We start from the raw sequence: 24,922 nt of genomic DNA, 5'->3' as shown, positions 1-24,922 counted from the left end.
CACTTTGCACTCCTTACCCGTCTCAAACTGCTATCCTGTTTTAGTTTGCAACGTTTATGAGCATATATGTAAAAAAAGCTGGTTCGTTTAAAAACGAACCAGCTTTTTTTACTTAACGGAAAACATATATTTTTTATAAGTTTTCCGTACCGATAGTATGAGCCCCATCATAATCATATTCGAGAATAAGGAACTTCCCCCATACGATAAGAAAGGTAATGCAATACCTTTTACAGGCATTAATCCAACGATCATACCGATGTTTTGGAATATTTGAACTGTTAATATACCGATCGATCCAGCGCATAATAATGTACCAAATAAATTATCAGCGGAATAACCAATAATAATTGTTCGATATAGTAGTAATAGGAACAAGAAAACAACTAAGGCTGCTACGATAAATCCACCTTCTTCGGCAATTGTAGCGAAAATAAAGTCAGTATGCTTCTCTGGGATATAGACGCTTCCTCCCCCAAACCCTTTACCTTCCATTCCTCCACTACCTACAGCTAAAATCGATTGCTGTGTTTGATAACCTTGATCTGCATTTTCAAATGGATTTAACCAACCTACAATACGCGACTGTTGGTGAGGTTTTAGTAAAGTAACTAACTTATTATAGAAAAAATCTTGATACTTAAAGAAAATAAATATTAAAGCAGATAATATGGTCAACGGAATAACTGTACATAATGCTATCAATTTCTTTTGAATACCTGACATAAATAAAATACATGCAATAGCAGCAGCATATAAGAACACCATACCTGTATCAGGTTGACTATATACAACCGCCATAGGTGGAAGTGACACTAGCATAATTTTACCTACTAGCTTTAAATCTGTTTGGAATGTCCTTGCCATATACTGTGCATTATGTTTTACTGCTATACTCGCTACTACAAGTAGCAATGCAATTTTGAAAAACTCAGACGGCTGAATTTGTCCAAATACTGGGAAAACAAACCATCTTTTTGCACCTAATTTTTCAGGTGTAAAACCTGATGGTGGTAATACTTTCAAAAGAATAAGTGAAGCAAACCCAGCAATATAAAGCGGCCAAGATAATTTTTGTAACTGATCTAAATCAATGCTTGCAACAAGAAGTAACAATACAACCCCAATTATGTAGTTAACACCTTGTTTCATAGCAAAGTTTGCAGCTCCATACTGTCCCGTTTGCTGACTGCTATATATAGCAGCTATACTCGTCACACATAGTGCACACAAAATTAAAATTAATTTTACATCTAAACTTTTTAGAAACTCGGTACTTCTTTTCATGACATCCTCCTGAAACATTGTTACGGCAAAAATAAAAAACCAGGAGTCAACATTCTTCATGTTTTGACGACTGATTACACATTATCTATAAAACACTTATATAGAATAACTCTCTTTTTCATACAATACAATATATTATACTACAGTTTCATCAGTAAGATTTGCCAAAAAAATTATTCTTTTCTTATTTTATATCCATATACCATATATCAGCAATGTATTTTCGTAAATTCCTAATACATAATCGTTTATTGTAAGATTACTGGGAAAGGTATTTATACATATAGTAGGATGTAGATGAAGAAATAAGATGATAAAAAGCTCGCATAAGCGAGCTTTTTATTAATATACAGATGTATTATTTTCTGACATGTTTTCTAAAATTTCTTTAACACGCCCTAAGAACTTACCACAAATTAAACCATCAAGTACGCGGTGATCAAGTGATAAACATAAGTTAACCATGTCACGAGCACCGAACATACCGTTATCCATAATTACTGGGCGTTTTACAATTGATTCAACTTGTAAAATAGCCGCTTGTGGGTAATTAATAATACCCATAGATTGAACAGAACCGAATGATCCTGTGTTATTAATTGTAAATGTTCCACCTTGCATTTCGTCTGCTTTTAACGATTTCGTGCGTACTTTTCCTGCAAGTTCTGTAATTTCACGAGCGATACCTTTAATTGTTTTCTCGTCCGCTTGCTTAATTACTGGTACAAATAGTTCTTCCTCTGTTGCAACAGCGATAGAAAGGTTAATATCTTTCTTCTGAACAATTTTATCGCCAGCCCACATTGAATTGATTTGAGGATACTCTTTTAACGCTTGTGCTACTGCTTTTACGAAGAAAGCAAAGAACGTTAAGTTAAAGCCTTCACGCTTCTTAAAGTCACCTTTGATTGAGTTACGGTATGACACAAGGTTTGTCACATCTACTTCAATCATCATCCAAGCATGTGGTGCTTCGTGTTTACTACGTAACATGTTCGCTGCGATTGCTTTACGCACACCTGTTACTGGAATTTCGATATCTCCAGGCATTGTAGGTACAGAAATTGGTTTCGCAGCTTCTACTTTTTGCGCTACTGGTGCTGCTTTTGGTGCTTCTGGGCGAGCTTCTACTACTGCCGCTACAGCTTCCTCTTTCTTCGCCGCACCTGCTTGCGGAATATTTCCAGATTCCACTAGCTTTAAAATATCTTTACGAGTGATACGGCCGTTTGCTCCCGTACCCTCTACTAGATCTAAATCAACGTTATGCTCACCCGCAAGTTTTAACACAGCTGGTGAAAAACGTGGTTTTCCATCAGTTGGTTGTTTTACTTTCGGTGCTTTCTCGGGCGTAATTGCTGCTGCCTTTGGTTCTTCTTTCGTTTTTTCCTCAACAGCTGTTGCTGCTACTTCGTCTGCGCCTTCTACTTGAATCACACAAACTACTTCACCTACAGCTAATGTATCACCTTCACCAGCGATTAACTCTTTCACAATACCAGTGAAAGAAGATGGTACTTCAGCATTTACTTTATCAGTCATTACTTCTGCAAGCGGATCATACTTGTTTACGTGATCGCCAACATTAACGAGCCATTTACTAATTGTGCCCTCTGTAACGCTCTCCCCGAGCTGAGGCATTGTAATATTTTCTACAGCCATGTATAGTCCCCCCGATTAAAATTCCGCAAGTTCACGCATTGCTTTTTCAACTTTATCTGGATTTACCATAAAGAATTTTTCCATTGTTGGTGCATATGGCATTGCTGGAACGTCTGGACCTGCAAGACGTGCGATTGGCGCATCTAAATCAAATAGACAGTTTTCAGCAATAATTGCTGCCACTTCACTCATAATGCTTCCTTCTTTATTGTCTTCTGTTACAAGAAGAACTTTACCTGTTTTAGAAGCTGCTTCAATGATTGCTTCTTTATCTAATGGATATACAGTACGTAAATCAAGAATGTGTGCAGAGATGCCATCTTGTGCTAACTTTTCAGCTGCTTGAAGAGCAAAATGAACACATAATCCGTACGTGATAACTGTAATATCATCACCTTCACGTTTTACATCTGCTTTTCCGATTGGTAATACGTAGTCATCCTCCGGCACTTCACCTTTAATTAAACGATATGCACGTTTATGTTCGAAGAATAATACTGGATCTTCATCACGAATGGCTGCTTTTAATAAGCCTTTTGCATCATATGGTGTAGAAGGGATAACGATTTTTAAACCTGGCTGGTTTGCAAACATCGCTTCTACAGATTGTGAATGATACAATGCACCGTGAACACCCCCACCAAATGGTGCACGGATTGTAACTGGACAAGTCCAATCATTATTAGAACGATAACGAATTTTTGCTGCCTCAGAAACAATTTGGTTTACTGCTGGCATGATGAAATCAGCAAACTGCATTTCAGCGATTGGACGCATACCATACATTGCTGCACCAATTGCTACCCCAGCAATTGCAGATTCTGCAAGCGGTGCATCAAGCGCACGATCTTCACCAAATTGATCATACAAACCGTGTGTCGCTTTAAACACGCCACCTTTTTTACCAACATCTTCTCCTAAAACGAATACTTTCTCATCGCGTTCCATTTCTTCGCGCATTGCTAATGTAATAGCATCAATATAAGACATTACAGCCATGAAACGTTCCCCCCTATTCTGCGTATACGTGCTTCAATGCATCTTCAGGTGCTGCATACGGAGCATTTTCTGCATATTCTGTTGCTTCATTTACGATATGCATAATTTCGTCTAACATTTGTTTTTCCGATTCCTCAGTTAACACACCAGCTTCTTTTAAATAAGCCGCGAATGTTATAATTGAATCTTTTTTCTTTGCTTCTTCTACTTCTTCTTTATCACGATAAACACGATCATCATCGTCACTAGAATGTGCTGTTAAACGATATGATACTGTTTCAATTAAAGTTGGGCCTTCACCACGACGACCGCGATCTGCTGCTTCTTTTACAGCTTTATATACTGCAAGCGGATCGTTTCCGTCTATTGTATATCCAGGCATACCATAACCAATTGCACGATCTGATACGTTTTTACATGCTAATTGTTTTTCAACCGGAATAGAGATTGCATATTTGTTATTTTCACACATAAAAATAACAGGTAGTTTGTGTACACCAGCAAAGTTTGCCCCTTCATGGAAGTCACCTTGGTTTGAAGAACCTTCTCCAAATGTAACGAACGTTACTAAATCTTTCTTCTCCATTTTTCCAGCTAGTGCAATACCAACTGCATGTGGTACTTGCGTTGTTACTGGAGATGAACCTGTAACAATACGATTTTTCTTTTGACCGAAGTGACCAGGCATTTGACGACCACCAGAGTTTGGATCTCCAGCTTTCGCGAAAGCAGACAACATAAGCTCTTTAGCTGTCATACCAAATGCTAGTACAACACCCATATCACGGTAGTATGGTAATGCATAATCTTTCTCTCTATCAAGAGCGAACGCCGCTCCAACTTGTGCAGCCTCTTGTCCTTGACAAGAAATTACGAATGGAATTTTACCAGCACGGTTTAATAACCACATACGTTCGTCAATTTTACGTGCAAGTAACATCGTACGGAACATTTCTAATACTTGCTCATCACTTAAGCCAAGCTCTTCATGGCGCTTTTCTTTTACTTCTGCCATTTTTCATAACCTCCTAAATCCACATTTTTATGCGTGTAACGCTCTTCCATCTACAGCAAGTGCTGCTTCACCAATCGCCTCAGATAATGATGGATGCGGATGAATTGTATGTGCTACTTCCCAAGGTGTTGCATCAAGTACTCTTGCAAGACCAGCTTCAGAAATCATATCTGTTACATGTGGTCCAATCATATGAACACCAAGAATGTCATTTGTCTCTTCATCAACTACAAGTTTTACGAAACCATCTGATTCTCCGTATACAAGTGCTTTTCCGATTGCGCGGAATGAGAACTTACCTACTTTTAACTTATAGCCTTTTTCTTTCGCTTCTTGTTCTGTTAAGCCAACAGAAGCAACTTCTGGACTGCTATATACGCATTTTGATACCATAGAGTAATCAATTGGTGTAACTTCTTTCCCTGCAATATGTTCTACTGCAGCAATCCCTTCATGAGAAGCAACGTGAGCAAGTTGCAGGCCACCGATTACATCTCCAATTGCGTAAATATGCGATTCTTTCGTTTGATAAAACTCATTTGTTTGAATGTATCCTTTTTCCACAACGATATCTGTGTTCTCTAAGCCAATATTTTGCGTATTCGCTTGTCTTCCTACAGATACAAGCATTTTTTCTGCTTTAAATTCTTTATTCTCACCGTTATGTTCAGCTTGGATTGTTACTCCATTATCTTTTACCAATGTTTCTGGTAATACTTTTGCACCAGTTACCACTTTAATACCTTTTTTCTTGAATAGACGTTGCATTTCTTTTGAAACGTCTTGATCTTCTAGTGGTAATATCGTTTTTGCATACTCTAATACTGTAACTTCTACACCGAAGTCAGCAAGCATAGATGCCCACTCAATACCGATTACACCGCCACCAACGATAATAATCGAACTAGGAAGCGTTTCCATTTTTAGGGCATGATCCGAAGACATTACGTATTCTCCATCTAATTCTAAACCTGGTAATGAATTTGGACGAGAACCTGTTGCAACAAGTACATTTTTTGGAATTAACATTTCATTCTCTTCTCCACTTGCAAGTTCAACTGAAATTGTCCCTGGCATAGGAGAGAAAATAGACGGGCCAAGAATACGACCAATACCTTCAAACACATCAATTTTACCTTGTTTCATTAAATGTTGAACACCTTTATGAAGCTGCGTTACAATCTTCTCTTTACGCTCTTGTACTTTCGCAAAGTTTAGTTCTACATTGCTTGCAATAACTCCGAACTCTTCGCTTTTTTTAGCAGTTGCATATACTTCCGCACTACGTAAAAGAGCTTTACTAGGAATACATCCTTTGTGTAAACAAGTACCACCAAGATTTTCTTTTTCGACTAGTGCTGTTTTTAACCCTAATTGTGATGCACGAATTGCAGCAACATATCCACCAGTACCGCCGCCAACGATGACTAAATCATATTCTTTTGCCATTATCTCAACCCCTAGCTACCGTTTCTTTTTCACGTACAACGTATTCTTTTGGAGCTTCTTCTTCACGTAATACACGAAGTGCTCCTTCTGCTAACGCTTCTAACTCATCTTCGCCTGGATGTACGATAACATCTGCAATCCAGTCCACTCGCTCTTTTATTTCATCGACAAGAATTTTACTGTATGCCAGTCCACCAGTTAATACGATTGCATCGATTTTCCCGTGAAGTACAGCGCTAGCTCCGCCAATCTCTTTTGCAACTTGATATGCCATTGCTTTGTAAATAAGAGTTGCTTCAGGATCACCTTTTTCAACCATTTGCTCTACTTTAATCGCATCATTTGTACCGATTAAACTTACAAGTCCACCTTGTCCGACAAGTTTTTTAATCATTTCATCACGGTAATACTCACCAGAGAAACACATTTCTACTAGTTGCCCTACTGGTACTGTACCAGCGCGCTCTGGACTAAATGGTCCTTCTCCGTTTAAACCGTTATTCACATCGATTACTCTTCCTTTTTTATGAGCACCAACTGTAATACCGCCACCCATATGTGTAACTAATAAATTTAAATCCTCGTATTTGTGATTTAACTGTTCAGCTACTTTACGAGCAACTGCTTTTTGATTTAATGCATGGAAGATACTTTTGCGTTCCATACCAGCAATACCACTTATACGAGCAACCGGCTCCATCTCATCTACAACGACAGGATCCACAATGAATGCAGGAATGTTTAATCCAGAAGCAATTTCATATGCTAAAATGCCTCCAAGGTTTGAAGCGTGATGACCGCTAAAGCCATTTTTCAAATCTTCTAACATCGCATCGTTTACTGTATACGTACCGCCTTCGATTGGACGAAGTAATCCACCACGTCCACAAACAGCGTTTAATTTTGAAATGTTAATACCATGAGAATGTAGAACTTCTAAAATCGTTTCTTTTCGAAACTCATATTGGTCGATAATTCTCTTATATTTTCCAATCTGTTCTACGTCATGACGAATCGTTTCTTCTAGAACGGGTCTTTCATTATCAAAAACACCAATTTTTGTGGATGTACTACCTGGGTTAATAACAAGAATTCGATTTACAGACAATGTTGCTACCTCCACTAATAAATTCAAAAGGAAGTGGAAACCTCATAAGAGGTAACCACACCTTTTGTAAAAGTTATATATGAATGATTAGCGACGGCTAATAATATCGTGACCGTTGCGTAAGTAAGTGCTACGAGAATTTTTCAAGCTTGCAATGCGCTCTTCAGCTAGACGATCTGCCGCTACATAAGTTGCTATGCCATCGCGTTTTGAAATTTCGATTACTTTTGCAATCGTGTCATAAATAGACTCAACACGTTTTAGTGCACGTTCTCTATTGTATCCATATAATTCGTCTGCTACGTTAATTACGCCACCTGCATTAATTACATAATCTGGTGCGTATACAATACCCATTTCATGAATGATGTCACCGTGACGATCTTCTTTTAATTGGTTATTTGCAGAACCTGCGATTACTTTTGCTTTAAGTTGTGGAATAGTTTCATCATTAACTGTTGCGCCTAATGCACATGGTGCGTAAATATCGCATTCAACACCGTAAATTTCATTTGGTTCAACTGCTGATGCACCGAATTCTTCTACAGCACGTTGTACAGCTTCTTTATTAATATCTGTAACGATTAATTTTGCTCCTTCAGCGTGTAAATGTTTGCATAGGTGATATGCTACGTTACCAACGCCTTGAACAGCAATTACTTTTCCTTCTAAATTGTCAGTACCGAAAGCTTCTTTTGCAGCTGCTTTCATACCACGATAAACACCGTATGCAGTTACTGGAGATGGGTTACCAGAAGAACCGAATGATGGTGAGATACCTGTTACAAAGTCAGTTTCTTCGTGGATAATATCCATATCATCTACTGTTGTACCAACATCTTCAGCTGTAATGTATCGTCCGTTTAGCCCTTGGATATAACGTCCTAGTGCACGGAACATTGCTTCGCTCTTATCTTTACGAGGATCACCGATAATTACTGTTTTCGCACCACCTAAGTTTAAACCAGCTGCTGCGTTTTTGTATGTCATCCCTTTTGCAAGACGCAATGCATCTTCAATCGCCGCTTCTTCAGAATCATATGTCCACATTCTTGTTCCACCAAGAGCCGGTCCAAGTGTTGTATCATGAATTGCAATAATTGCTTTTAAACCAGATTCTTTATCTTGACAAAATACTACTTGCTCATAATCATATTTTTCTAAGTATTCGAAGATTTCTAATGTCATTGTCGTTTCCCCCTAATGTTTTACCCTTTTTGGTTTATTTTGAAGCAGTCGCAACTGCCAATGCTAATGAATATACTTTTGTTTCTGCTGAATCAGCACGAGATGTTAAAACAATCGGTGCTTTTGCGCCAGCAATCATTGCTCCTACTTTTGCATCCGCAAAGTATACGAGTGATTTATATAGCACATTTCCAGCTTCAATCGTTGGGACGAGTAAAATATCTGCCTTACCTGCTACATCACTTACTATGCCTTTATGCTCTGCTGCAATTTGTGATACTGCATTATCTAAAGCAAGTGGTCCATCAACGATACAATCTTTAATTTGTCCGCGGCGATTCATTTGTGTTAACATCGCTGCATCAATTGTCGCCTGCATCGCTGGATTCACAACTTCTACTGCTGCAATTGGTGCCACTTTTGGCAAGTCGATTCCTATTGCCCGGGCAACTTCTACAGTATTTTGTATAATAGCAGCTTTTTGTGTTACATCAGGTGCGATGTTCATCGCTGCATCTGTAACGAAAATAAGACGATCATAATTTAGAACTTCAAATGCTGCTACATGTGAAAGTACGCTACCTTTACGTAGGCCCCACTCTTTGTTTAACACAGCCTTCAAAATATTCGCTGTTGGGATGTTACCCTTCATAAGCACGTCTGCCTCACCATTTCTCACAGATTTAACAGAAAGTTCTGCAGCCTCTGCATTAGACATTGCTGCAATCACTTCAACATGTTCTGAAGTTTGTAAACCATGTTCTTGTAGCATCCCCATTATTTTTTCTTGATTTCCATATAGACGAAATTGAGCTAGCTGTAATTTAATTGCTTTCGCTACAGCTTCAATTACTTCATGATCTTCAGCTACTGCTACAGCTACAGTTTTTTTAGGCTGTCCCGCTGCTTGATCAATTAAGTATTCTAACTTCATATTTTGTAATCAACCCTTTCCGTCGTCCCTCGTCTATTTATAAAGCAAATACCGTGCCAACTTTCAAAAGTGGTCTTACCAATAATGAAAACGCATTCAAAATGCAGTAAAATCAATACTTTGGAAAATAACAAAAGATTCTGTCTTATTTTGTCGCTTTTTGTATACCATGCAATAAATTGCACGGTACGCAATTTATTGCATGCTATTTTTTGCATGGTCATACTTTTCTAGCTTATAATATAAATTTCGAACGGAAATTCCTAACGCTTTTGCAGTTTGTGTTTTATTCCCATCAAATCTCTCCAAATATTCATGAATAATATTCCCTTCAAACTCTGTTACTAAATGTTCAAGTGGCTTTTCTTCTAATTCAGGTAATAAATGAGATTGCTTTGACTCCACCTGCTCTTCATTATGTAATGGCGGTAAATGTTGTACATCAATATAGATCTCGTTATAATTCATAAAAATAATCGCTCGTCCTAAAATATTTTCAAGTTCTCTCACATTTCCTGGCCATTCGTATGATTGTAAATATAAAATAGCTGAATCAGTGAGCCCTTCTACATTACGACCATAATCTTGATTAATTTTTTGAATCAACCTGTCCGCAATTTTCGGTATATCTCCTTTACGTTGACGAAGAGATGGAATTTGAATTGGAATTTTATTTAATCGATAATATAAATCCTCCCTAAACTTCCCTTCTAGAATAGCCTTTTCTAAATTCACATGTGTCGCTGCAATTACTCGAACATTAATGGGTATTGCTTTCGTTCCACCAACTTTTACAATTTCTTTTTCCTGCAATACACGAAGGAGTTTCGCTTGTGTATTTGCAGATAACTCCCCTATTTCATCTAAAAAAATACTACCGTTATTCGCTTCCTCAAAGAACCCACGTTTCCCGCCTCTTTTCGCTCCAGAAAACGCCCCTTCCTCATAACCAAATAATTCACTTTCTAACAACGTCTCCGAAATGGCCGCACAGTTTACACGGACAAATTTATTGTATTTTCGATTACTTCCATTATGGATTGCATGTGCAAACAATTCTTTACCAGTCCCAGATTCACCGCGTAACAGTACCGTTGCTGGTGTATTCGCTCCTAGCTTCGCCTGTTCGATAGCTGCCGTTGTTTCATCTGAATTTCCGACAATATCATCAAATGAATATTTTGCTTCTAATGTGCGAATAATTTGCCTTGCTCTATTCAATTCATTTGTTAACTTTTGAATTTCCGACACGTCACGGATAACGCCAACGCTTCCTTTCAATATTCCATCCACAATAACTGGCGCTACGTTTACAATTACATCGCGCTTTTTTTGCCCAATCTTCATATGTATTCCGCGCACCGCACGACGCGTTCGAAGTACTTTCATATGCATACTTTCGCCTTCTACAATATCAGTTGTAGCAGGCTTCCCAATAATATCTTCTTCTGTTAGACCCGTTAATTTCGTATATGCCGGGTTAATGACTAAACCTCTTCCTTTTTCATCCACAACCGAAATCGCTTCTTCAGATGAGTTGATAATTGCCTCTAATAGTGTTTGAATTTCTTTTAAGTCTGTAACTTCTTCCGCTAAATCTACAACTTCTGTTATATCTTTAAAAATTGCAAATGCCCCTTGTACCTCTCCGCCTTCTTTTAATATCGGTATACGCGTTGTAATAATTTTCTTTCCATTCTCTAATGTTAGTTCATAATTTACTTCTATTTGTTTCGTACGTATAATGCGAAGTAATTTACTAGTGGGAATGACTTCTAAAATATATTTTCCTATCGCCTCTTCTTTTTTATATCCGATAATACGCTCCGCACTTTTATTAAAAAGACGAACTTGTCCCTCTCGATCAATTACGATCATGCCGTCATGCGTAGAATTTAAAATTAATTCTCCTTGTTGCGTTTGTTCCTCTAACCGCCCAATTAACCCTTCCTTCTCATGCGCTAATCCTGTAACAATTTTTGCAATATCACCTGGTATAAGAAGAGTGTCTTTTTTCTTTTTTTCCAATAAAACTTTATGTACATCATCTTCACCTGTCATATCAAATATTACATCGATATGCATAGAAAGAAATGGAGTTACGCTTTCTCCAATTGCAATTCCATATTCCTTAGCAATTTGTAATCCTTTTGCCAACGGATTTATATCAATAATCCCTATAATTTGAAATATATTCGAACTTTGTAACAGATTCAGCAGTGCGCTCCCGCCTTCACCTGCACCAACAATTAATACTTTTTGTTTCATATATTACACTTCCTCTCGAAGTAACTCTGCAAATTTTTTCACACCCTTATCTTACTCGTTCAGCACCCTCTTGACAAACCCCCTTTCCGTATAACATCATTAAAATATACGAAATAATCTGAAAAGGAGAGTTATGTATGCAGCGTTACGTTGCTCTACTATTAGCACTCATCCCTATTTCATTAGCTGTGTTTGGTATAAAGTTAATGAGAGATACTGTATTCGGGATTCTATTTCCACCAATCTCTATACTGTGGTTACAATTTTTAATCGGCGCTCTCTGCTTCGGGCTCGGGTTTTATATCTTCGGTGGCTTCGTCTTGCACCGAGACCGTAAACGAAATAAAGTACAAGCTCGATTTAGAAGATAGGAATGCCCCACTATTTATAAATAAAAAAATGAGACCGTTACACGCGGTCTCATTTTTTTATTGGCAACAACGTTCTTGCCGTTTCAGGGTAATCAGTAATAATCGCCGATATATTCATATCAAAATATTTACGCATAAGCGTTTCTTCATTAATTGTATAAGGGCGAACCTCTACACCACTTTCCATCGTTAGTTCGGCAATAGCATCTTGAAGATAACGATAATTCGGATGTACTGCTGTAGCTCCCATTTTTTTTGCGTATGCCCACGGACTATGCAAACCTTCGCGATATAAAATAGCTGTTTGAATATCAGGAGCCATCATATGGCACCGTTTCATACTGTAGTGATTAAACGAAGAAAATACAACGCGATCCTCTAAACTAAATTTCCGTACAAGCGTTATAACTTCTTCCTCTAAACCTCTGTATGGAATTTTATTATTTTTAAGTTCAATATTAAGTAGCAAACTCGTTCGTTCAAGCCATTCTAATACCTCTTCTAAAAGTGGTATTTTACAAAACCCTACTTTATCACCAAATTTATAACTTGCATCTAACTTGCATAAATCCTCATATACATAATTCCGAACCGCACCTTTTCCATTTGTTGTCCGGTCCACCGTTTCATCATGAATGACGACAACTTTTCCATCTTTCGTTAATTGAACATCAAGTTCAATTCCATCCGCTCTAAAAGACTCAGCTGCTTCAAATGAAATCATTGTATTTTCTGGGTACGTTCCAGCCGCACCACGATGTGCAAATATAAGAGTCATCCTCACTCCCCCAATCTTATGCTATACTATACGAAAAAGGAGGTACTTCTATGAGACCATTACAAATTTCTCCAGATACTGCAGTCCGCTTATCAAAAGCACTAGGTGTTCCACTTGAACAACTCATGCATATGCCGCAGCACATTTTAATTCAAAAGCTAGTTGAATTAGAAAAACAAAATAAAGACGAAGAGTAATACAGTCCTGTTTTGCAGGGCTTTTTATTGCCCTCCATTATACCATGGATACTTTCCCTACTAAAATTCTTTAATAGATGTACTTCGGTGCAATTTAGCCGTTCCTTCATCATTTAATAATGAATCATATCTTTTCTTTTTTGTTACAAGTCATAAAGAAAGCAGACTATTTATTTATAAGTCCCCATTGCATCCTTAAAACACGATAATACAAAACTAGAAAGCCTTTATATTATTTTTTATTGAACGTGCGGAGCATCCCCTGATTCGTATAGTTCTTTCGCCTTTTCCTCCCCGAATGTAGTTAAAATATAATGTTGCTCTTCTAACGCATCCATTGCTCTAGTTGCTTTACAAACGCTATCTTCTTGAGCATCCGAGAAATAATTGTGATCTTCTACAATTTTACTAAAATCTTTTTTCACCCATCTATCAGCAATTGCTAAAAGCTCATTTTTCTTCGCAAAGCTACTCTTATTTATGATTTCTTTTAACTTTTTAGCATTATTTTGAACCATTGGGATAGAGCCCGATTTTCGTTCTGCCACCACTTTTTGATGAGTCATGTGATGCATCGCTATAATGACTTCGCTTTCAGTAGAATTTTCAGTAACATACACATCAACAAAGACTCCATCTACCTCTCTACCTACTATCGTTTGGTCTTCTTTTTTGTCTATTTGAGCACTCACCTCTTTATCTGCTGGATTATCGGCAAGTTCTAACATTCCAAATGTAACTGCTACAGCAAGAACTCCCATAGCTGCTACTATTCCTAACCAAGTTAAAATTTTATTTTTCATTCCCCTTCTCCCTATCTATACCTATTTAATTACCTTATAAAAAACTCACTTATATGTAATATTACTAAAAATAGGTTTTATTTTCCATGGTATGAAATAATCTCTTTTTCTCAACAAAATAAAAAGACCAACGAATCATAAAATTCATTGGTCATTGAGTGAAAAGTTTATTGGTTTTAAAATTGATATTAAGTATAGATTTCAAGAATTTGTCGGCTTAGCTAAAGAGTAAACCCTTACTATCTTTACTCTCAGCTAGCTTTATGTTCAAGTCTCAGCTTATCCGCAACCATTGCGATAAACTCAGAATTCGTAGGTTTTGCTTTTGACATGGATACTGTATAACCGAATAAGGACGAAATAGAATCAATATTCCCACGGCTCCAAGCTACTTCAATCGCGTGACGAATTGCTCGCTCCACACGGCTTGCTGTGGTATTATATTTCTTTGCGATATCTGGATACAATACTTTCGTAATCGATCCTAATAATTCGATATCGTTGTATACCATGGAGATTGCTTCTCGTAAATACATATATCCTTTAATATGAGCGGGTACACCAATTTCATGAATGATACTCGTAATACTCGCATCTAAATTTTTCGGTTTTCCATCTACTGTTGTTGCTGATCGGAATGATGGTAGTGGACGTTTAATCATAGCATTTGCTTTACCACTCACTTGACGAATATGACTCGTTAAATTCTCCATATCAAATGGTTTTAATATGAAATATGAGGCACCTAAGTCAACTGCTTTTTTCGTCACATCTTCTTGCCCGAATGCTGTCAACATAATTACGCTAGGCTGTTTTAACCTTTCAATATGTCGCATTTTTTCCAATACAGCTAAACCATCTAAGTGTGGCATAATAATGTCTAAAACGAGTACATCAGGCTGCTTATCTGTTAATAAGTTTAAACACTCTTGACCATTATAAGCAGTACCGATTACTTCCATATCATCTTGAGCAGCTACATAGCTCTCTAACATTGATACTAGTTCTTTATTATCATCCACAAGACATACTTTAATTTTCTCCACAGCTTTTCCTCCCTTACCGAATCGATTCTCCGACATGTGTATCCTTCTAGGCTACATGAATTGTTCGACAATTGTGTGAAAATTCCCTTTTAAAGTTTCTTACTTTCCGATAAAATCACAAAAAAATATGTTTATCGTTCATTTATTCCCTTTCGCAACACATTCCATCATAGAAATACAACGAAACGTTCAACCCTTTTCTTTTATTTTACAACAAAAAACACCTCTTGCGGAGCTTTTACAAAATTTCAACGAATTTTTCAACAGAAAAAGCGAGCTAATATGTATTAGCTCGCTTTTTTCTCTTGATCATAAATATTAATTCCAGCTTGATGTAACATCCATTCAATATGAACACCATATCCTGATGTTGGATCATTTACAAATACATGTGTAACAGCACCAATTACTTTTCCATTTTGTACAATTGGACTTCCACTCATTCCTTGTACGATACCGCCCGTTTTCGCTAATAGACGTTTATCTGTTACTTTTATTACCATACCCTTTGTAGCTGGGAATTTTTGCTGCACTGCACTAACAACTTCAATATCAAACGCTTCTACTTTATCTTGATCAATAACTGTTAATATTTTTGCCGGTCCTTCTTTTACTTGATGAGATAATGCGATAGGCATTGCTTTATCCATTATACCGTTTTTCATATTCGTATTTAATTTTCCAAAAATACCATATGGACTATTAATTGTAATATTGCCAATCACTTCACGATCTGGTGAAAATCTTGCTAATTTCTCGCCTGGATTCCCATGACTGCCTCTTTCAATTGATGTAACTGTCGAGCGCATAATTTGTCCATCTTCGACTTGAATCGGCTTTTTTGTATCATTATCAGAAATAACATGACCAAGCGCCCCGTATTTCATAGAATCCGGATGAACAAATGTCATCGTTCCAATTCCAGCTGCCGAATCACGGATATACAAGCCAATTCGATAAGACGATTCACCATTGTCTTTTTGCGGCGTTAGCTTCGTGCGAATATATTTTCCATCTCTTAACAATACAAGATTAAGCGGTTCACCTGTTTCTCCACTATTATGAATAAACGGTGCTACATCACTCATTCTTTCAATGGTTTTACCATTAATTTCAGTAATCATATCTCCAATTTGTACACCTGCTGTTTCACCAGGAGATATTTTACCTTTTTCAGTTTGAATTAAATGATGGCCTACAACAAGTACACCTTTTGTATTTAATTTCACACCAATTGATTGTCCACCTGGAATCACTTTAAAATCTTTTAACACTTTCACATTTACTTTTTTCACTGGAAAACCCGCAAGCTGAAATACCATATCAGCTTCACCATTTTGATGAGAATTTACCATAAGTCCTTGTTTTTGTTCATTCGAACTCACTGTAAATACATGACGATTTGTGGATGAAGCTTTGAAAACTGGTAATGATGATATTTCTGATTGTTGTCCTTCAAAAACAACAAGTTGTTTCGGTGATGAAATAAACGTTCGAAGCGGTTTAAAACATCCAATAAAAACTAAAGAAACAAGGAGACAAAGACCTATTATTTTTCGAAATTTTTCTAATTTCAACTTGTTCACTCTCCTCGCTCCTACCCCACATTCAGCCTCTTGGCTTCACTTTTTAATCTCTCCTTGCAGTGCTTTATTTATAACCGGAAGAATTAAGAAATCGTCATTTGAGAAAAAAAGCTATCCATTACTGGATAGCCTCTGCTGTCTGTTTAAAATGATGCGCTTGCGTAAGTAATTCTTTCGCATGCTCCGTCGTTAAATCTGTGATTTCCACACCAGAAATCATTCGAGCTATTTCTGTTACTTTATCCTCCATAGTTAAAACAGTAACTGATGTAATTGTCCGATCATTCGCTACTTGTTTTCGAATAAATAAATGCGAATCTGCCATTGAAGCTACTTGAGGTAAGTGCGTAATACAAAGTACTTGCGAGTTTACTGATACTCGATAAATTTTTTCAGCAATAGCCTGTGCGACCCGGCCACTTACACCCGTATCCACTTCATCAAAAATAACAGATGCAACCCCTTGATGCTTAGAAAAAATGCTTTTTAAAGCTAAAATGATACGAGATAACTCTCCGCCAGAAGCAACCTTTGAAAGTGGTTTTAGCGGCTCTCCTGGGTTCGTCGAAATATAAAATTCCACATGATCGTAACCATCCGCCGTAAGTCTTACCGGTGCACCTTCCACAAGGGGCTCTTCTGCATTTCCTTCTCTCTTCATAATTCTCACTTCAAATTTCGTTTTTTCCATATATAATTCTTTTAATTCCTGATGGATTGCATTTGTAAGGTGTTCTGCAAGCTCATGACGCATATTACTTAACAACGTTGCTTCTTTCAGAATAACACTTTCTAATTCCTTCAACTGTTTCTTCGTCGTTTCAATATGAACGTCTTTATTTTCAATTGTAAATATTTCTTGTTCAATTTTATCTGCATACGCTAAAATCTCTTCTACAGTATTTCCATATTTTCTCTTTAGCATACGAATTTCATTCAAACGTGTTTCGATTTCATCTAAACGATTTGGATCATATTCCATCATATCGAGCTTTTCTCTCAGTTGATATGCAACCTCTTCTAACAAGTAATAGCTATTTGCAATTGAATCATGATTCTCTTGATACATTTCATCTAAATGTGTAATACTTTCCATTTGTCCCATTGCGCTTCTTACATTATCTAATCCTTGTCCGTCAGCACTCAATGAACGATATGCATCACCTAATGCTTTATAAATCTTTTCAAAATTAGAAATTTGCAATCGTTCCTCAGTTAATTCATTTTCTTCATCCATCTTTAAATCAGCTTTGCGAATTTCTTCATGCTGAAATTGAATTAAATCTAAGCGATGTGCCATCTGTTGTTCATTTTCACTTAACGATTTCAATTGTTTTTTTAATTTTTCATAGTCAGCGTATACGTTTTGATATATGTCTAATTGTTTAACGATTCGATCCCCATCAAAGTGATCAAGCATAAACAGATGTCGTTCTTCATTCATTAAATCTTGCGTTTCATGCTGTCCATGAATATCAACAAGTGTTTTCCCAATTTCTTTTAATATGCTAAGTGTAACAAGCTTCCCATTTACACGACATACACTCTTCCCGTTCGCAGCAATATCACGCTTTAAAATAATCATGCCATCTTCTATTTCTATATCTAACTCTTCTGCCTTTTCAATACATGGATGCTTATCATCTTCAACATAAAACAGCCCTTCAATCTCAGCCTTTTCTGTTCCATATCGAACAAATTCTGCTGACCCACGGCCACCTACAAGTAAACTAATCGCATCAATAATAATCGATTTTCCGGCCCCTGTTTCACCGCTTAAAACCGTTAAACCTTTTTGAAAAGAAATATTTAATGCTTCAATAATAGCAAAGTTTCTAATCGATAATTCCGATAACAATGCCCCATTCACCTCGTTATAAAATAATCCCTTACTAAAGGATTTTCTCAGTTCTTCATTCAAATAATCATGCTATATATTTGTATGTATATACTCTTCTAACCCGCTTCATTGTACCAAACATTTGTTTTACGGGTCAATCCATCTATTTTCTAACTTTATGCAAACAAAATATTATATTACAATTGAAAAATCATATTTTTGACCAATAAAAATATCTTGTTCACTTCCCACTTTACGATGGAAAGCAAACAAGATTTTTTGTTACAACATATTTAAGAAACGATCAGAGACAACACCTGTATCGTCAGGTGTACGGCAAATAATTAAGCAAGTATCATCACCACAGATGGTTCCGATGATCTCATCCCACTCTAAATGATCAATAAGTGCTCCAAGTGAATGAGCGTTACCAGGCAATGTTTTTAGCACAAGCATATGTCCTGCCGTGTCTAATTTTACAAATGAATCCACTAGATTTCGTTTTAATTTTTGTAACGGGTTAAATCGTTGATCTGCTGGCAAGCTATATTTATAGCGCCCATCATGTAATGGCACCTTCACTAAGTGCAGTTCTTTAATATCGCGCGATACTGTTGCTTGCGTTACATTAAATCCCTCATTACGTAAAATATCAACTAATTCATCTTGTGTTTCAATTTCTTTGTTTGCAATAATTTCCCTGATTTTAATATGGCGCTGACCTTTATTCATACATTTGCACCTCACACTATCTCTTACCATAGTTTAAACATTGGTATACTTCACTTATTTATGTTAACTTATAATTCGTTTCTTGTACACAATTGTTTTTACAATCATTATACAATTACAGCAAAAAGAGGAACAACATATGTTATTCCCCTTTCCCTTTTTGTTTTAGAACGTCATGCGCTTCTGTAACAACTTGCTCTATAGAAATCGGAGAATGATTTTCGCCATTCTCACGTTCACCATGCCATTTCAGATGAATTAAAAATTCAATATTACCATCCCCACCCGTAATTGGTGAGAATGTTAAACCTTCCACATCATAGCCCTCTTTTAAAGCAAAATCGACAATCATCTCTACAACAGCTTCATGTACTTTTCTATCACGAACGATACCTTTTTTCCCAACTTGCTCTCTTCCAGCTTCAAACTGCGGTTTAATTAACGCTGCTACATCTCCGTTAGGCATAAGCATTGTTTTTAAAACTGGCAGTATAAGCTTTAATGATATAAATGAAACATCAATACTTGCAAATTGAGGTAAACCACGTTCTAAGTCTGCTGGTGTCACGTAACGGAAGTTTGTTCGTTCCATTACAACAACACGCTCATCTTGACGTAATTTCCACGCTAGCTGATTGTATCCTACATCTAATGCATAAGATAATTTCGCTCCATTTTGAAGCGCGCAATCTGTAAAGCCACCAGTTGATGAACCAATATCTATCATAACTTTATCTTGTAAATCAAGATGAAATGTCTCTAATGCCTTTTCAAGTTTATAACCACCACGACTTACATACGGCATAACTTGTCCCTTCACCGTAATCTCAGTATCTTGCGAGATTTTCTCTCCTGGCTTATCAAGTCTCATCTCATTTGCATATACGAGTCCGGCCATAATGGCGCGCTTTGCTTTCTCACGCGTTTCTATAAGTCCTCGCTCTACTAATAGTACATCTACTCTTTCTTTTTTTACGCTCATTTGTTACGCCCTTTTTTGTTTTGATGGAATCATTGTATGAATACGGTCTACAACAGCATCTGTCGTTAAACCAATTTCTTCTAATAATTTTGTTACACTTCCGTGCTCTATGAAGCGGTCTGGAATACCCATTCGTTCAACTAATGCACTATGGTAACCATTTTCAGATGCAAATTCAACTACTCCTGTTCCAAAACCACCGATTAAACAAGCTTCTTCAATCGTTAAAATCGGTATATTCTTCCCTAGAAGATCATGTAAATATGCTTCATCCATTGGTTTAATAAAGCGAGCATTCACTACTTTCACTGAAACCCCAGCTTTTTCAAGACGCTCAGCTGCTTCCATTGCCATTGGTATTGTCGTACCAAACGTTAAAATAGCTGCTTGTGTACCCTCTTTTAACGTCTCCCACGTACCGATTGGAATCGCCTTTAATTCTTCATCCATATGAACGCCAAGTCCATTACCACGAGCATAACGCAATGCGATTGGTCCATCTTCATATTGCATCGCCGTATAAACTAAATGTTGCCCTTCATTTTCATCTTTCGGCATCATAAGCACCATATTCGGCAAGTGACGTAAGAATGAGATATCAAATACGCCTTGATGCGTTTCACCATCTGCTCCTACTAATCCCGAGCGATCTATTCCGATGAAAACATTTAAATTTTGGCGGCATATATCATGAACAACTTGGTCATATGCTCTTTGTAAAAATGTCGAATAAATTGCTAAGAATGGCTTCATTCCTTGCGTTGCCATACCTGCTGCCATTGTTGTAGCGTGCTGTTCTGCAATACCTACATCAATCATACGATCTGGGAATTCTTTTTGGAATTTCTCAAGTTTTGATCCAACAGGCATTGCAGGTGTAATTGCTACGATACGCTCATCCGCTCTCGCTAGCTTAAGTACTGTTTCACTAACGACAGCACTCCATGCTGGTGCAACTTCTTTTGGCTTAACGAAGTCACCTGATTCAATTTTATAAGGTCCTGTTCCATGCCAAGTTCCAATAACGTCACTCTCAGCCGGTTTATAACCTTTTCCTTTTTTCGTAATAACGTGAACAAGTACTGGGCCTTTTGTTTTCTTTGCATATTGCAACGTTTCGAATAACTTTTCATAATCATGCCCATCGACTGGACCTAAATATGTAAAGCCTAACTCTTCGAAAAAGACACCAGATACTAGTAAATATTTAAGACTATCTTTTATTTTCTCTGCTGTCGCAGCCACTTTCCCGCCAACTGCTGGGATTTTCTTTAATATATACTCTAATTCATCTTTTACCCAGTGATATTTTCCTGCGGTACGTAAACGACCGAGTACATTATGAAGCGCACCAACGTTTGGTGCAATTGACATTTCATTATCATTCAAAATAACAATCATGTCTGTTTTTTCATGTCCAATATGGTTCAATGCCTCTAAGGCCATTCCACCTGTTAAAGCACCATCTCCAATAATTGGTATAACATATTCTTTCGTTTTCTTTAAATCACGTGCCAGAGCCATTCCCATTGCAGCCGATAACGAAGTCGAGCTATGACCAGTTTCCCATACATCATGCTCACTCTCGCAACGTTTCGGGAAACCACATAGACCTTGATATTGCCTTAATGTACCAAACTCTTTCGCGCGTCCAGTTAAAATTTTATGTACATAGGATTGATGTCCTACATCCCATAAAAATTTATCTTGCGGGCTATCAAATAATTTGTGCAGAGCAATTGTGAGTTCTACTACACCTAAATTAGGTGCAATATGTCCACCTGTTTGAGAGAGCTCTTCAATTAAAAACTTACGAATATCCTCACTCAATCCCTCTAGTTCACTGATAGACATATCTTTCAAAAAACTAGGGTTTTGAATTTGCGTTAGATCCACATGGATCACTCACTTTCATTTCATAATCTGTCAACATGTCAAATATTATAAAAAACATTTACACAAAACAAGAAATTCTCTTTTCTATTTTTCGTCTTGTCCCGCTATTAACCAGTCTATTGCGCCTTAATCCTATTATAAACCATATTTCTTTAGGCGATGAAAAAAATAGCCGCTAACACGAAGTGATAACGGCAATGTAATCTACATATATTTTTGCCAATAACAAGAAAAGAAAAACCTTTTCCTACATTTATATCATAAAATGATGAATGACTCAACAAATGAAAACGCTGTTATATTAGTTATTACGTTTTGCAATCAAATCGCAAATAGATAGTAAATATTCATCTTGTAATTGCAAGGAGCTAATTGCACCTTTTGCTTCTGCAATTGTTTCTTCTAAAATATCCTTTGCTCTATCTACAGTAAACAACGTCGTATATGTGCTCTTTTCATTAGAAAGATCGCTACCAATCGGTTTTCCAATCTCTTCTTCGGTGCCTTCGACATCTAAAATATCGTCTCGAATTTGGAAAGCTAGACCGATATATTTAGCAAACGTAAGCAACTTTTCTTCTTGCTCTTCTGTCGCATCAGAAAGTATCGCACCCGCAAGTACAGCAAATTCAAGCAGTTTTCCGGTCTTATGTTTATGGATGTACTCCAATTCATCAATCGTAAGGCGTTTCCCTTCAGCTTCCATATCTGCCACTTGTCCGCCAACCATTCCTTCTGGTCCTGCTGCTTTTGCAAGTTCAAGTACAAGTCTTACTTTTTTTTCTGCAGAAATTTCTTTTTGCTCATATGCCATAATAACTTGAAAAGCATACGTCAATAAGCCATCTCCTGCTAAAACTGCCATCGCTTCACCAAATACTTTGTGATTTGTGGGCTTTCCTCTTCTTAAATCATCATCATCCATACAAGGTAAATCGTCATGAACTAACGAATATGTATGAATCATTTCAAGAGCACAAGCTGCACCTACTCCAAGATTTCTTTCTTTCCCAAAAGCTTGTAATGTTGCAAACAAAAGTAACGGGCGGAGACGTTTTCCACCCGCTTCTAAAGAATATGCCATCGCTTCACGAAGTACATTTGGACATTGTAATTCATTTGCATAGCTTACAAGTTTCTCTTCTACGAAAGTTTTACTTTCCTTCAAAAAAGTATCAAAAGCAATCGTCACTATGCTTCATCTCCTAAAGCAGTAAACGGTTCAAGCTCTCCATCTTCCCCAAGAATAACTGCCATTTGTTCTTGTACATTCTTCAACTTCTCATCACAAAGCTTAGATAATTCCATACCCTCTTTAAAATAAGAAATCGCTTCTTCTAAAGGTACGTCACCTTGTTCTAGCTTAGAAACAAGATGCTCAAGTTGCGAAATTGCCTCTTCAAAGCTTAATTTATTTTCCATTATTCAATTCACGCTCCTCTATGCCTGATACGCTACAATCTAGTATTCCATCTTGTAATTGAACTGAAACAGCATCTCCAAGGCTTACATCTTTCACACTTTTTAACACTTGCTTCTCTTCATCATATACAAGCCCGTACCCTCTCATCATTACTTTAAGCGGACTTAACGCTTCAAGTTTTTGAGCAGCTCTTACAAAGGCAAATTCTTTCGTTTGAAGTAACGTTTGCATTTCACGTTGTAATTGCTTTTGCAACGTTTCAACAGCTACCTTCGTTTGAATAATTTTTTGAGATGGGTGGTGCTTCTCTAAATAAAATGAAAGTTGCTTTAACTGATTCACCTTTTTATCAATATAGCGCTCTTTCGCTAAAACAAGCTGTTCTAGCGCTCTATCTAATTGCTCTTCCTTTTGCTCATATACTTGTCTTGGATAACGGAACGCATACGATTTTTGCAACACTTGTAGTTTTTCTTCTTTTTTATGTACTAACTCTTTCATTGCTCTTTGCAATCTCAGAGTTCTTTGTAATACCTTTTCTTGTAACTCTATAATATTAGGTGCTGCTAGCTCAGCTGCTGCAGTCGGTGTTGGCGCGCGTAAATCTGCAACAAAATCTGCGATTGTAAAATCCGTTTCATGGCCTACTGCCGAAATAATAGGAATTTCACTCTTAAAGATTGCTCTTGCAACCATTTCCTCATTGAAAGCCCATAATTCCTCAATAGAACCTCCACCACGACCAACGATTAGTACATCTATCTCTCGCATTTCATTCGCTGTACGAATCGCTTGTACAATCGAGGGAGCCGCTGACTCCCCTTGTACAAGTACCGGAAATACAATAACATTCCCAATTGGATAACGACGTTTAATCGTTGTTATAATATCACGAATCGCTGCTCCTGTTGGCGACGTAATCACACCTATTGTTTTAGCGTAAGGAGGAATTGCTTTTTTATAAACTTGAGAAAAAAGTCCTTCTTCTTCTAAGCGAACTTTTAACTGTTCGTACGCTAAATGTAAATTTCCGACTCCGTCAGGCTGCATGTCTTGAATATAAATTTGATAAGAACCACTCGCCTCGTAAACAGAGATTTTCCCTTTCACGAGTACCTTCATCCCATTTTCAGGTTTGAATTTAATATTACGATTATGACCCGCAAACATAACCGCTGCGATTCTTGCATTTTCATCTTTCAATGTAAAATACATGTGGCCACGGCTATGATTTTTAAAGTTGGAAATTTCACCTTTTAACCAAACAGACTGCAAATGCGGATCATATTCTATTTTTGTTTTTATATAGCGTGTTAACGCTGTAACGGTTAAATATTGCTTCTCCATTTCTCTCTCCT

General features: G+C 37.1%; 22 protein-coding genes. 2 read left to right on the top strand and 20 right to left on the bottom strand.

Going from position 1 to position 24,922, the window contains the following annotated elements; genetic code table 11:
* Positions 1–108: 108 nt before the first annotated feature.
* From CQ064_RS14395 to CQ064_RS14345, 9 genes are all read right to left on the bottom strand, one after another.
* On the bottom strand, positions 109–1,287 hold the full coding sequence (locus CQ064_RS14395) for an FtsW/RodA/SpoVE family cell cycle protein (protein WP_000831180.1): 1,179 nt from the start codon (positions 1,285–1,287) through the stop codon (positions 109–111).
* A 342-nt stretch (positions 1,288–1,629) separates the two neighbouring features.
* Entirely contained in the window at positions 1,630–2,949 is a 1,320-nt protein-coding gene (locus CQ064_RS14385; RefSeq protein ID WP_000257645.1) for a dihydrolipoamide acetyltransferase family protein, read from the bottom strand.
* 15 nt (positions 2,950–2,964) lie between these two features.
* On the bottom strand, positions 2,965–3,948 hold the full coding sequence (gene bfmBAB, locus CQ064_RS14380) for a 3-methyl-2-oxobutanoate dehydrogenase subunit beta (protein ID WP_000290071.1): 984 nt from the start codon (positions 3,946–3,948) through the stop codon (positions 2,965–2,967).
* Positions 3,949–3,961: 13 nt separating this feature from the next.
* Positions 3,962–4,963 (bottom strand): 3-methyl-2-oxobutanoate dehydrogenase subunit alpha, encoded by a 1,002-nt coding sequence (gene bfmBAA, locus CQ064_RS14375; RefSeq protein WP_000852551.1) that lies wholly within the window; start codon positions 4,961–4,963, stop codon positions 3,962–3,964.
* A 27-nt stretch (positions 4,964–4,990) separates the two neighbouring features.
* Positions 4,991–6,412 (bottom strand): dihydrolipoyl dehydrogenase, encoded by a 1,422-nt coding sequence (gene lpdA / locus CQ064_RS14370; protein ID WP_001051295.1) that lies wholly within the window; start codon positions 6,410–6,412, stop codon positions 4,991–4,993.
* A gap of 4 nt (positions 6,413–6,416) precedes the next feature.
* Positions 6,417–7,520 (bottom strand): butyrate kinase, encoded by a 1,104-nt coding sequence (gene buk, locus CQ064_RS14365; RefSeq protein WP_000115781.1) that lies wholly within the window; start codon positions 7,518–7,520, stop codon positions 6,417–6,419.
* Between the two features lie 87 nt (positions 7,521–7,607).
* Positions 7,608–8,708 carry a leucine dehydrogenase gene (locus CQ064_RS14360; protein WP_000171355.1) on the bottom strand — a complete coding sequence of 367 codons (1,101 nt, stop codon included), beginning with the start codon at positions 8,706–8,708 and terminating at the stop codon, positions 7,608–7,610.
* A 34-nt stretch (positions 8,709–8,742) separates the two neighbouring features.
* The gene (gene yqiS, locus CQ064_RS14355; RefSeq protein WP_000764676.1) at positions 8,743–9,642 is read right to left on the bottom strand and encodes a phosphate butyryltransferase; all 900 of its coding nucleotides are present in this window, start codon (positions 9,640–9,642) and stop codon (positions 8,743–8,745) included.
* A 195-nt stretch (positions 9,643–9,837) separates the two neighbouring features.
* Positions 9,838–11,910, bottom strand: a complete 2,073-nt coding sequence (locus CQ064_RS14345) for a sigma-54 interaction domain-containing protein (protein ID WP_000810971.1) — start codon at positions 11,908–11,910, stop codon at positions 9,838–9,840.
* A 137-nt stretch (positions 11,911–12,047) separates the two neighbouring features.
* On the opposite strand from CQ064_RS14345, the gene CQ064_RS14340 reads away from it, so the two are divergent.
* On the top strand, positions 12,048–12,281 hold the full coding sequence (locus CQ064_RS14340; protein WP_001190211.1) for a DUF2627 domain-containing protein: 234 nt from the start codon (positions 12,048–12,050) through the stop codon (positions 12,279–12,281).
* A 49-nt stretch (positions 12,282–12,330) separates the two neighbouring features.
* Here the strand turns inward: CQ064_RS14340 and CQ064_RS14335 are convergent, their stop codons facing one another.
* Positions 12,331–13,059, bottom strand: coding sequence for a glycerophosphodiester phosphodiesterase (locus CQ064_RS14335; RefSeq protein ID WP_000172589.1), 729 nt, complete (start codon positions 13,057–13,059; stop codon positions 12,331–12,333).
* 50 nt (positions 13,060–13,109) lie between these two features.
* Here CQ064_RS14335 and CQ064_RS14330 point away from each other — a divergent pair, with 50 nt between their 5' ends.
* Positions 13,110–13,256, top strand: a complete 147-nt coding sequence (locus CQ064_RS14330) for a YycC family protein (RefSeq protein ID WP_001247671.1) — start codon at positions 13,110–13,112, stop codon at positions 13,254–13,256.
* A gap of 239 nt (positions 13,257–13,495) precedes the next feature.
* Here the strand turns inward: CQ064_RS14330 and CQ064_RS14325 are convergent, their stop codons facing one another.
* The 10 genes from CQ064_RS14325 to xseA all read right to left on the bottom strand — a co-directional run bounded on the left by CQ064_RS14325 (position 13,496) and on the right by xseA (position 24,911).
* The gene (locus tag CQ064_RS14325) at positions 13,496–14,059 is read right to left on the bottom strand and encodes a PRK06770 family protein (RefSeq protein ID WP_000790987.1); all 564 of its coding nucleotides are present in this window, start codon (positions 14,057–14,059) and stop codon (positions 13,496–13,498) included.
* Positions 14,060–14,310: 251 nt separating this feature from the next.
* A complete protein-coding gene (spo0A, locus tag CQ064_RS14320; RefSeq protein WP_011110369.1) occupies positions 14,311–15,105 on the bottom strand; it encodes a sporulation transcription factor Spo0A in 795 nt (264 codons plus the stop codon).
* 287 nt (positions 15,106–15,392) lie between these two features.
* Complete coding sequence (spoIVB, locus tag CQ064_RS14310; protein WP_015055189.1) at positions 15,393–16,691, bottom strand: SpoIVB peptidase; 1,299 nt, start codon at positions 16,689–16,691, stop codon at positions 15,393–15,395.
* 118 nt (positions 16,692–16,809) lie between these two features.
* A complete protein-coding gene (gene recN, locus CQ064_RS14305; protein WP_000947734.1) occupies positions 16,810–18,549 on the bottom strand; it encodes a DNA repair protein RecN in 1,740 nt (579 codons plus the stop codon).
* 264 nt (positions 18,550–18,813) lie between these two features.
* A complete protein-coding gene (gene argR / locus CQ064_RS14300; protein WP_001032580.1) occupies positions 18,814–19,263 on the bottom strand; it encodes an arginine repressor ArgR in 450 nt (149 codons plus the stop codon).
* Positions 19,264–19,405: 142 nt separating this feature from the next.
* On the bottom strand, positions 19,406–20,245 hold the full coding sequence (locus tag CQ064_RS14295) for a TlyA family RNA methyltransferase (protein WP_000111872.1): 840 nt from the start codon (positions 20,243–20,245) through the stop codon (positions 19,406–19,408).
* 3 nt (positions 20,246–20,248) lie between these two features.
* Positions 20,249–22,141 carry a 1-deoxy-D-xylulose-5-phosphate synthase gene (dxs, locus tag CQ064_RS14290; RefSeq protein ID WP_000366452.1) on the bottom strand — a complete coding sequence of 631 codons (1,893 nt, stop codon included), beginning with the start codon at positions 22,139–22,141 and terminating at the stop codon, positions 20,249–20,251.
* 301 nt (positions 22,142–22,442) lie between these two features.
* On the bottom strand, positions 22,443–23,333 hold the full coding sequence (gene ispA, locus CQ064_RS14285) for a (2E,6E)-farnesyl diphosphate synthase (RefSeq protein WP_000150374.1): 891 nt from the start codon (positions 23,331–23,333) through the stop codon (positions 22,443–22,445).
* Positions 23,333–23,563 (bottom strand): exodeoxyribonuclease VII small subunit, encoded by a 231-nt coding sequence (gene xseB / locus CQ064_RS14280; RefSeq protein WP_000428423.1) that lies wholly within the window; start codon positions 23,561–23,563, stop codon positions 23,333–23,335. The genes ispA and xseB overlap by 1 nt, the downstream gene beginning before the upstream one ends.
* Positions 23,553–24,911 (bottom strand): exodeoxyribonuclease VII large subunit, encoded by a 1,359-nt coding sequence (gene xseA, locus CQ064_RS14275; RefSeq protein ID WP_000415253.1) that lies wholly within the window; start codon positions 24,909–24,911, stop codon positions 23,553–23,555. The genes xseB and xseA overlap by 11 nt, the downstream gene beginning before the upstream one ends.
* Positions 24,912–24,922: the final 11 nt, after the last annotated feature.

Source organism: Bacillus sp. MYb78 (assembly GCF_002975115.1).
GTDB lineage: Bacteria > Bacillota > Bacilli > Bacillales > Bacillaceae_G > Bacillus_A > Bacillus_A cereus.
The sequence above is the reverse complement of the archived record's forward strand: the minus strand, read 5'-3'. Positions and strand labels throughout refer to the sequence as shown.

Coding starts and splice junctions, on each gene's coding strand:
- CQ064_RS14340 (WP_001190211.1), top strand. CDS start 12,048: ATGCAGCGTTACGTTGCTCTACTATTAGCACTCATCCCTATTTCATTA.
- xseB (WP_000428423.1), bottom strand. CDS start 23,563: ATGGAAAATAAATTAAGCTTTGAAGAGGCAATTTCGCAACTTGAGCAT.
- CQ064_RS14330 (WP_001247671.1), top strand. CDS start 13,110: ATGAGACCATTACAAATTTCTCCAGATACTGCAGTCCGCTTATCAAAA.
- xseA (WP_000415253.1), bottom strand. CDS start 24,911: ATGGAGAAGCAATATTTAACCGTTACAGCGTTAACACGCTATATAAAA.
- yqiS (WP_000764676.1), bottom strand. CDS start 9,642: ATGAAGTTAGAATACTTAATTGATCAAGCAGCGGGACAGCCTAAAAAA.
- CQ064_RS14385 (WP_000257645.1), bottom strand. CDS start 2,949: ATGGCTGTAGAAAATATTACAATGCCTCAGCTCGGGGAGAGCGTTACA.
- CQ064_RS14345 (WP_000810971.1), bottom strand. CDS start 11,910: ATGAAACAAAAAGTATTAATTGTTGGTGCAGGTGAAGGCGGGAGCGCA.
- CQ064_RS14325 (WP_000790987.1), bottom strand. CDS start 14,059: ATGAAAAATAAAATTTTAACTTGGTTAGGAATAGTAGCAGCTATGGGA.
- CQ064_RS14360 (WP_000171355.1), bottom strand. CDS start 8,708: ATGACATTAGAAATCTTCGAATACTTAGAAAAATATGATTATGAGCAA.
- CQ064_RS14295 (WP_000111872.1), bottom strand. CDS start 20,245: ATGAGCGTAAAAAAAGAAAGAGTAGATGTACTATTAGTAGAGCGAGGA.
- bfmBAB (WP_000290071.1), bottom strand. CDS start 3,948: ATGGCTGTAATGTCTTATATTGATGCTATTACATTAGCAATGCGCGAA.
- lpdA (WP_001051295.1), bottom strand. CDS start 6,412: ATGGCAAAAGAATATGATTTAGTCATCGTTGGCGGCGGTACTGGTGGA.
- CQ064_RS14335 (WP_000172589.1), bottom strand. CDS start 13,059: ATGACTCTTATATTTGCACATCGTGGTGCGGCTGGAACGTACCCAGAA.
- bfmBAA (WP_000852551.1), bottom strand. CDS start 4,963: ATGGCAGAAGTAAAAGAAAAGCGCCATGAAGAGCTTGGCTTAAGTGAT.
- argR (WP_001032580.1), bottom strand. CDS start 19,263: ATGAATAAAGGTCAGCGCCATATTAAAATCAGGGAAATTATTGCAAAC.
- CQ064_RS14395 (WP_000831180.1), bottom strand. CDS start 1,287: ATGAAAAGAAGTACCGAGTTTCTAAAAAGTTTAGATGTAAAATTAATT.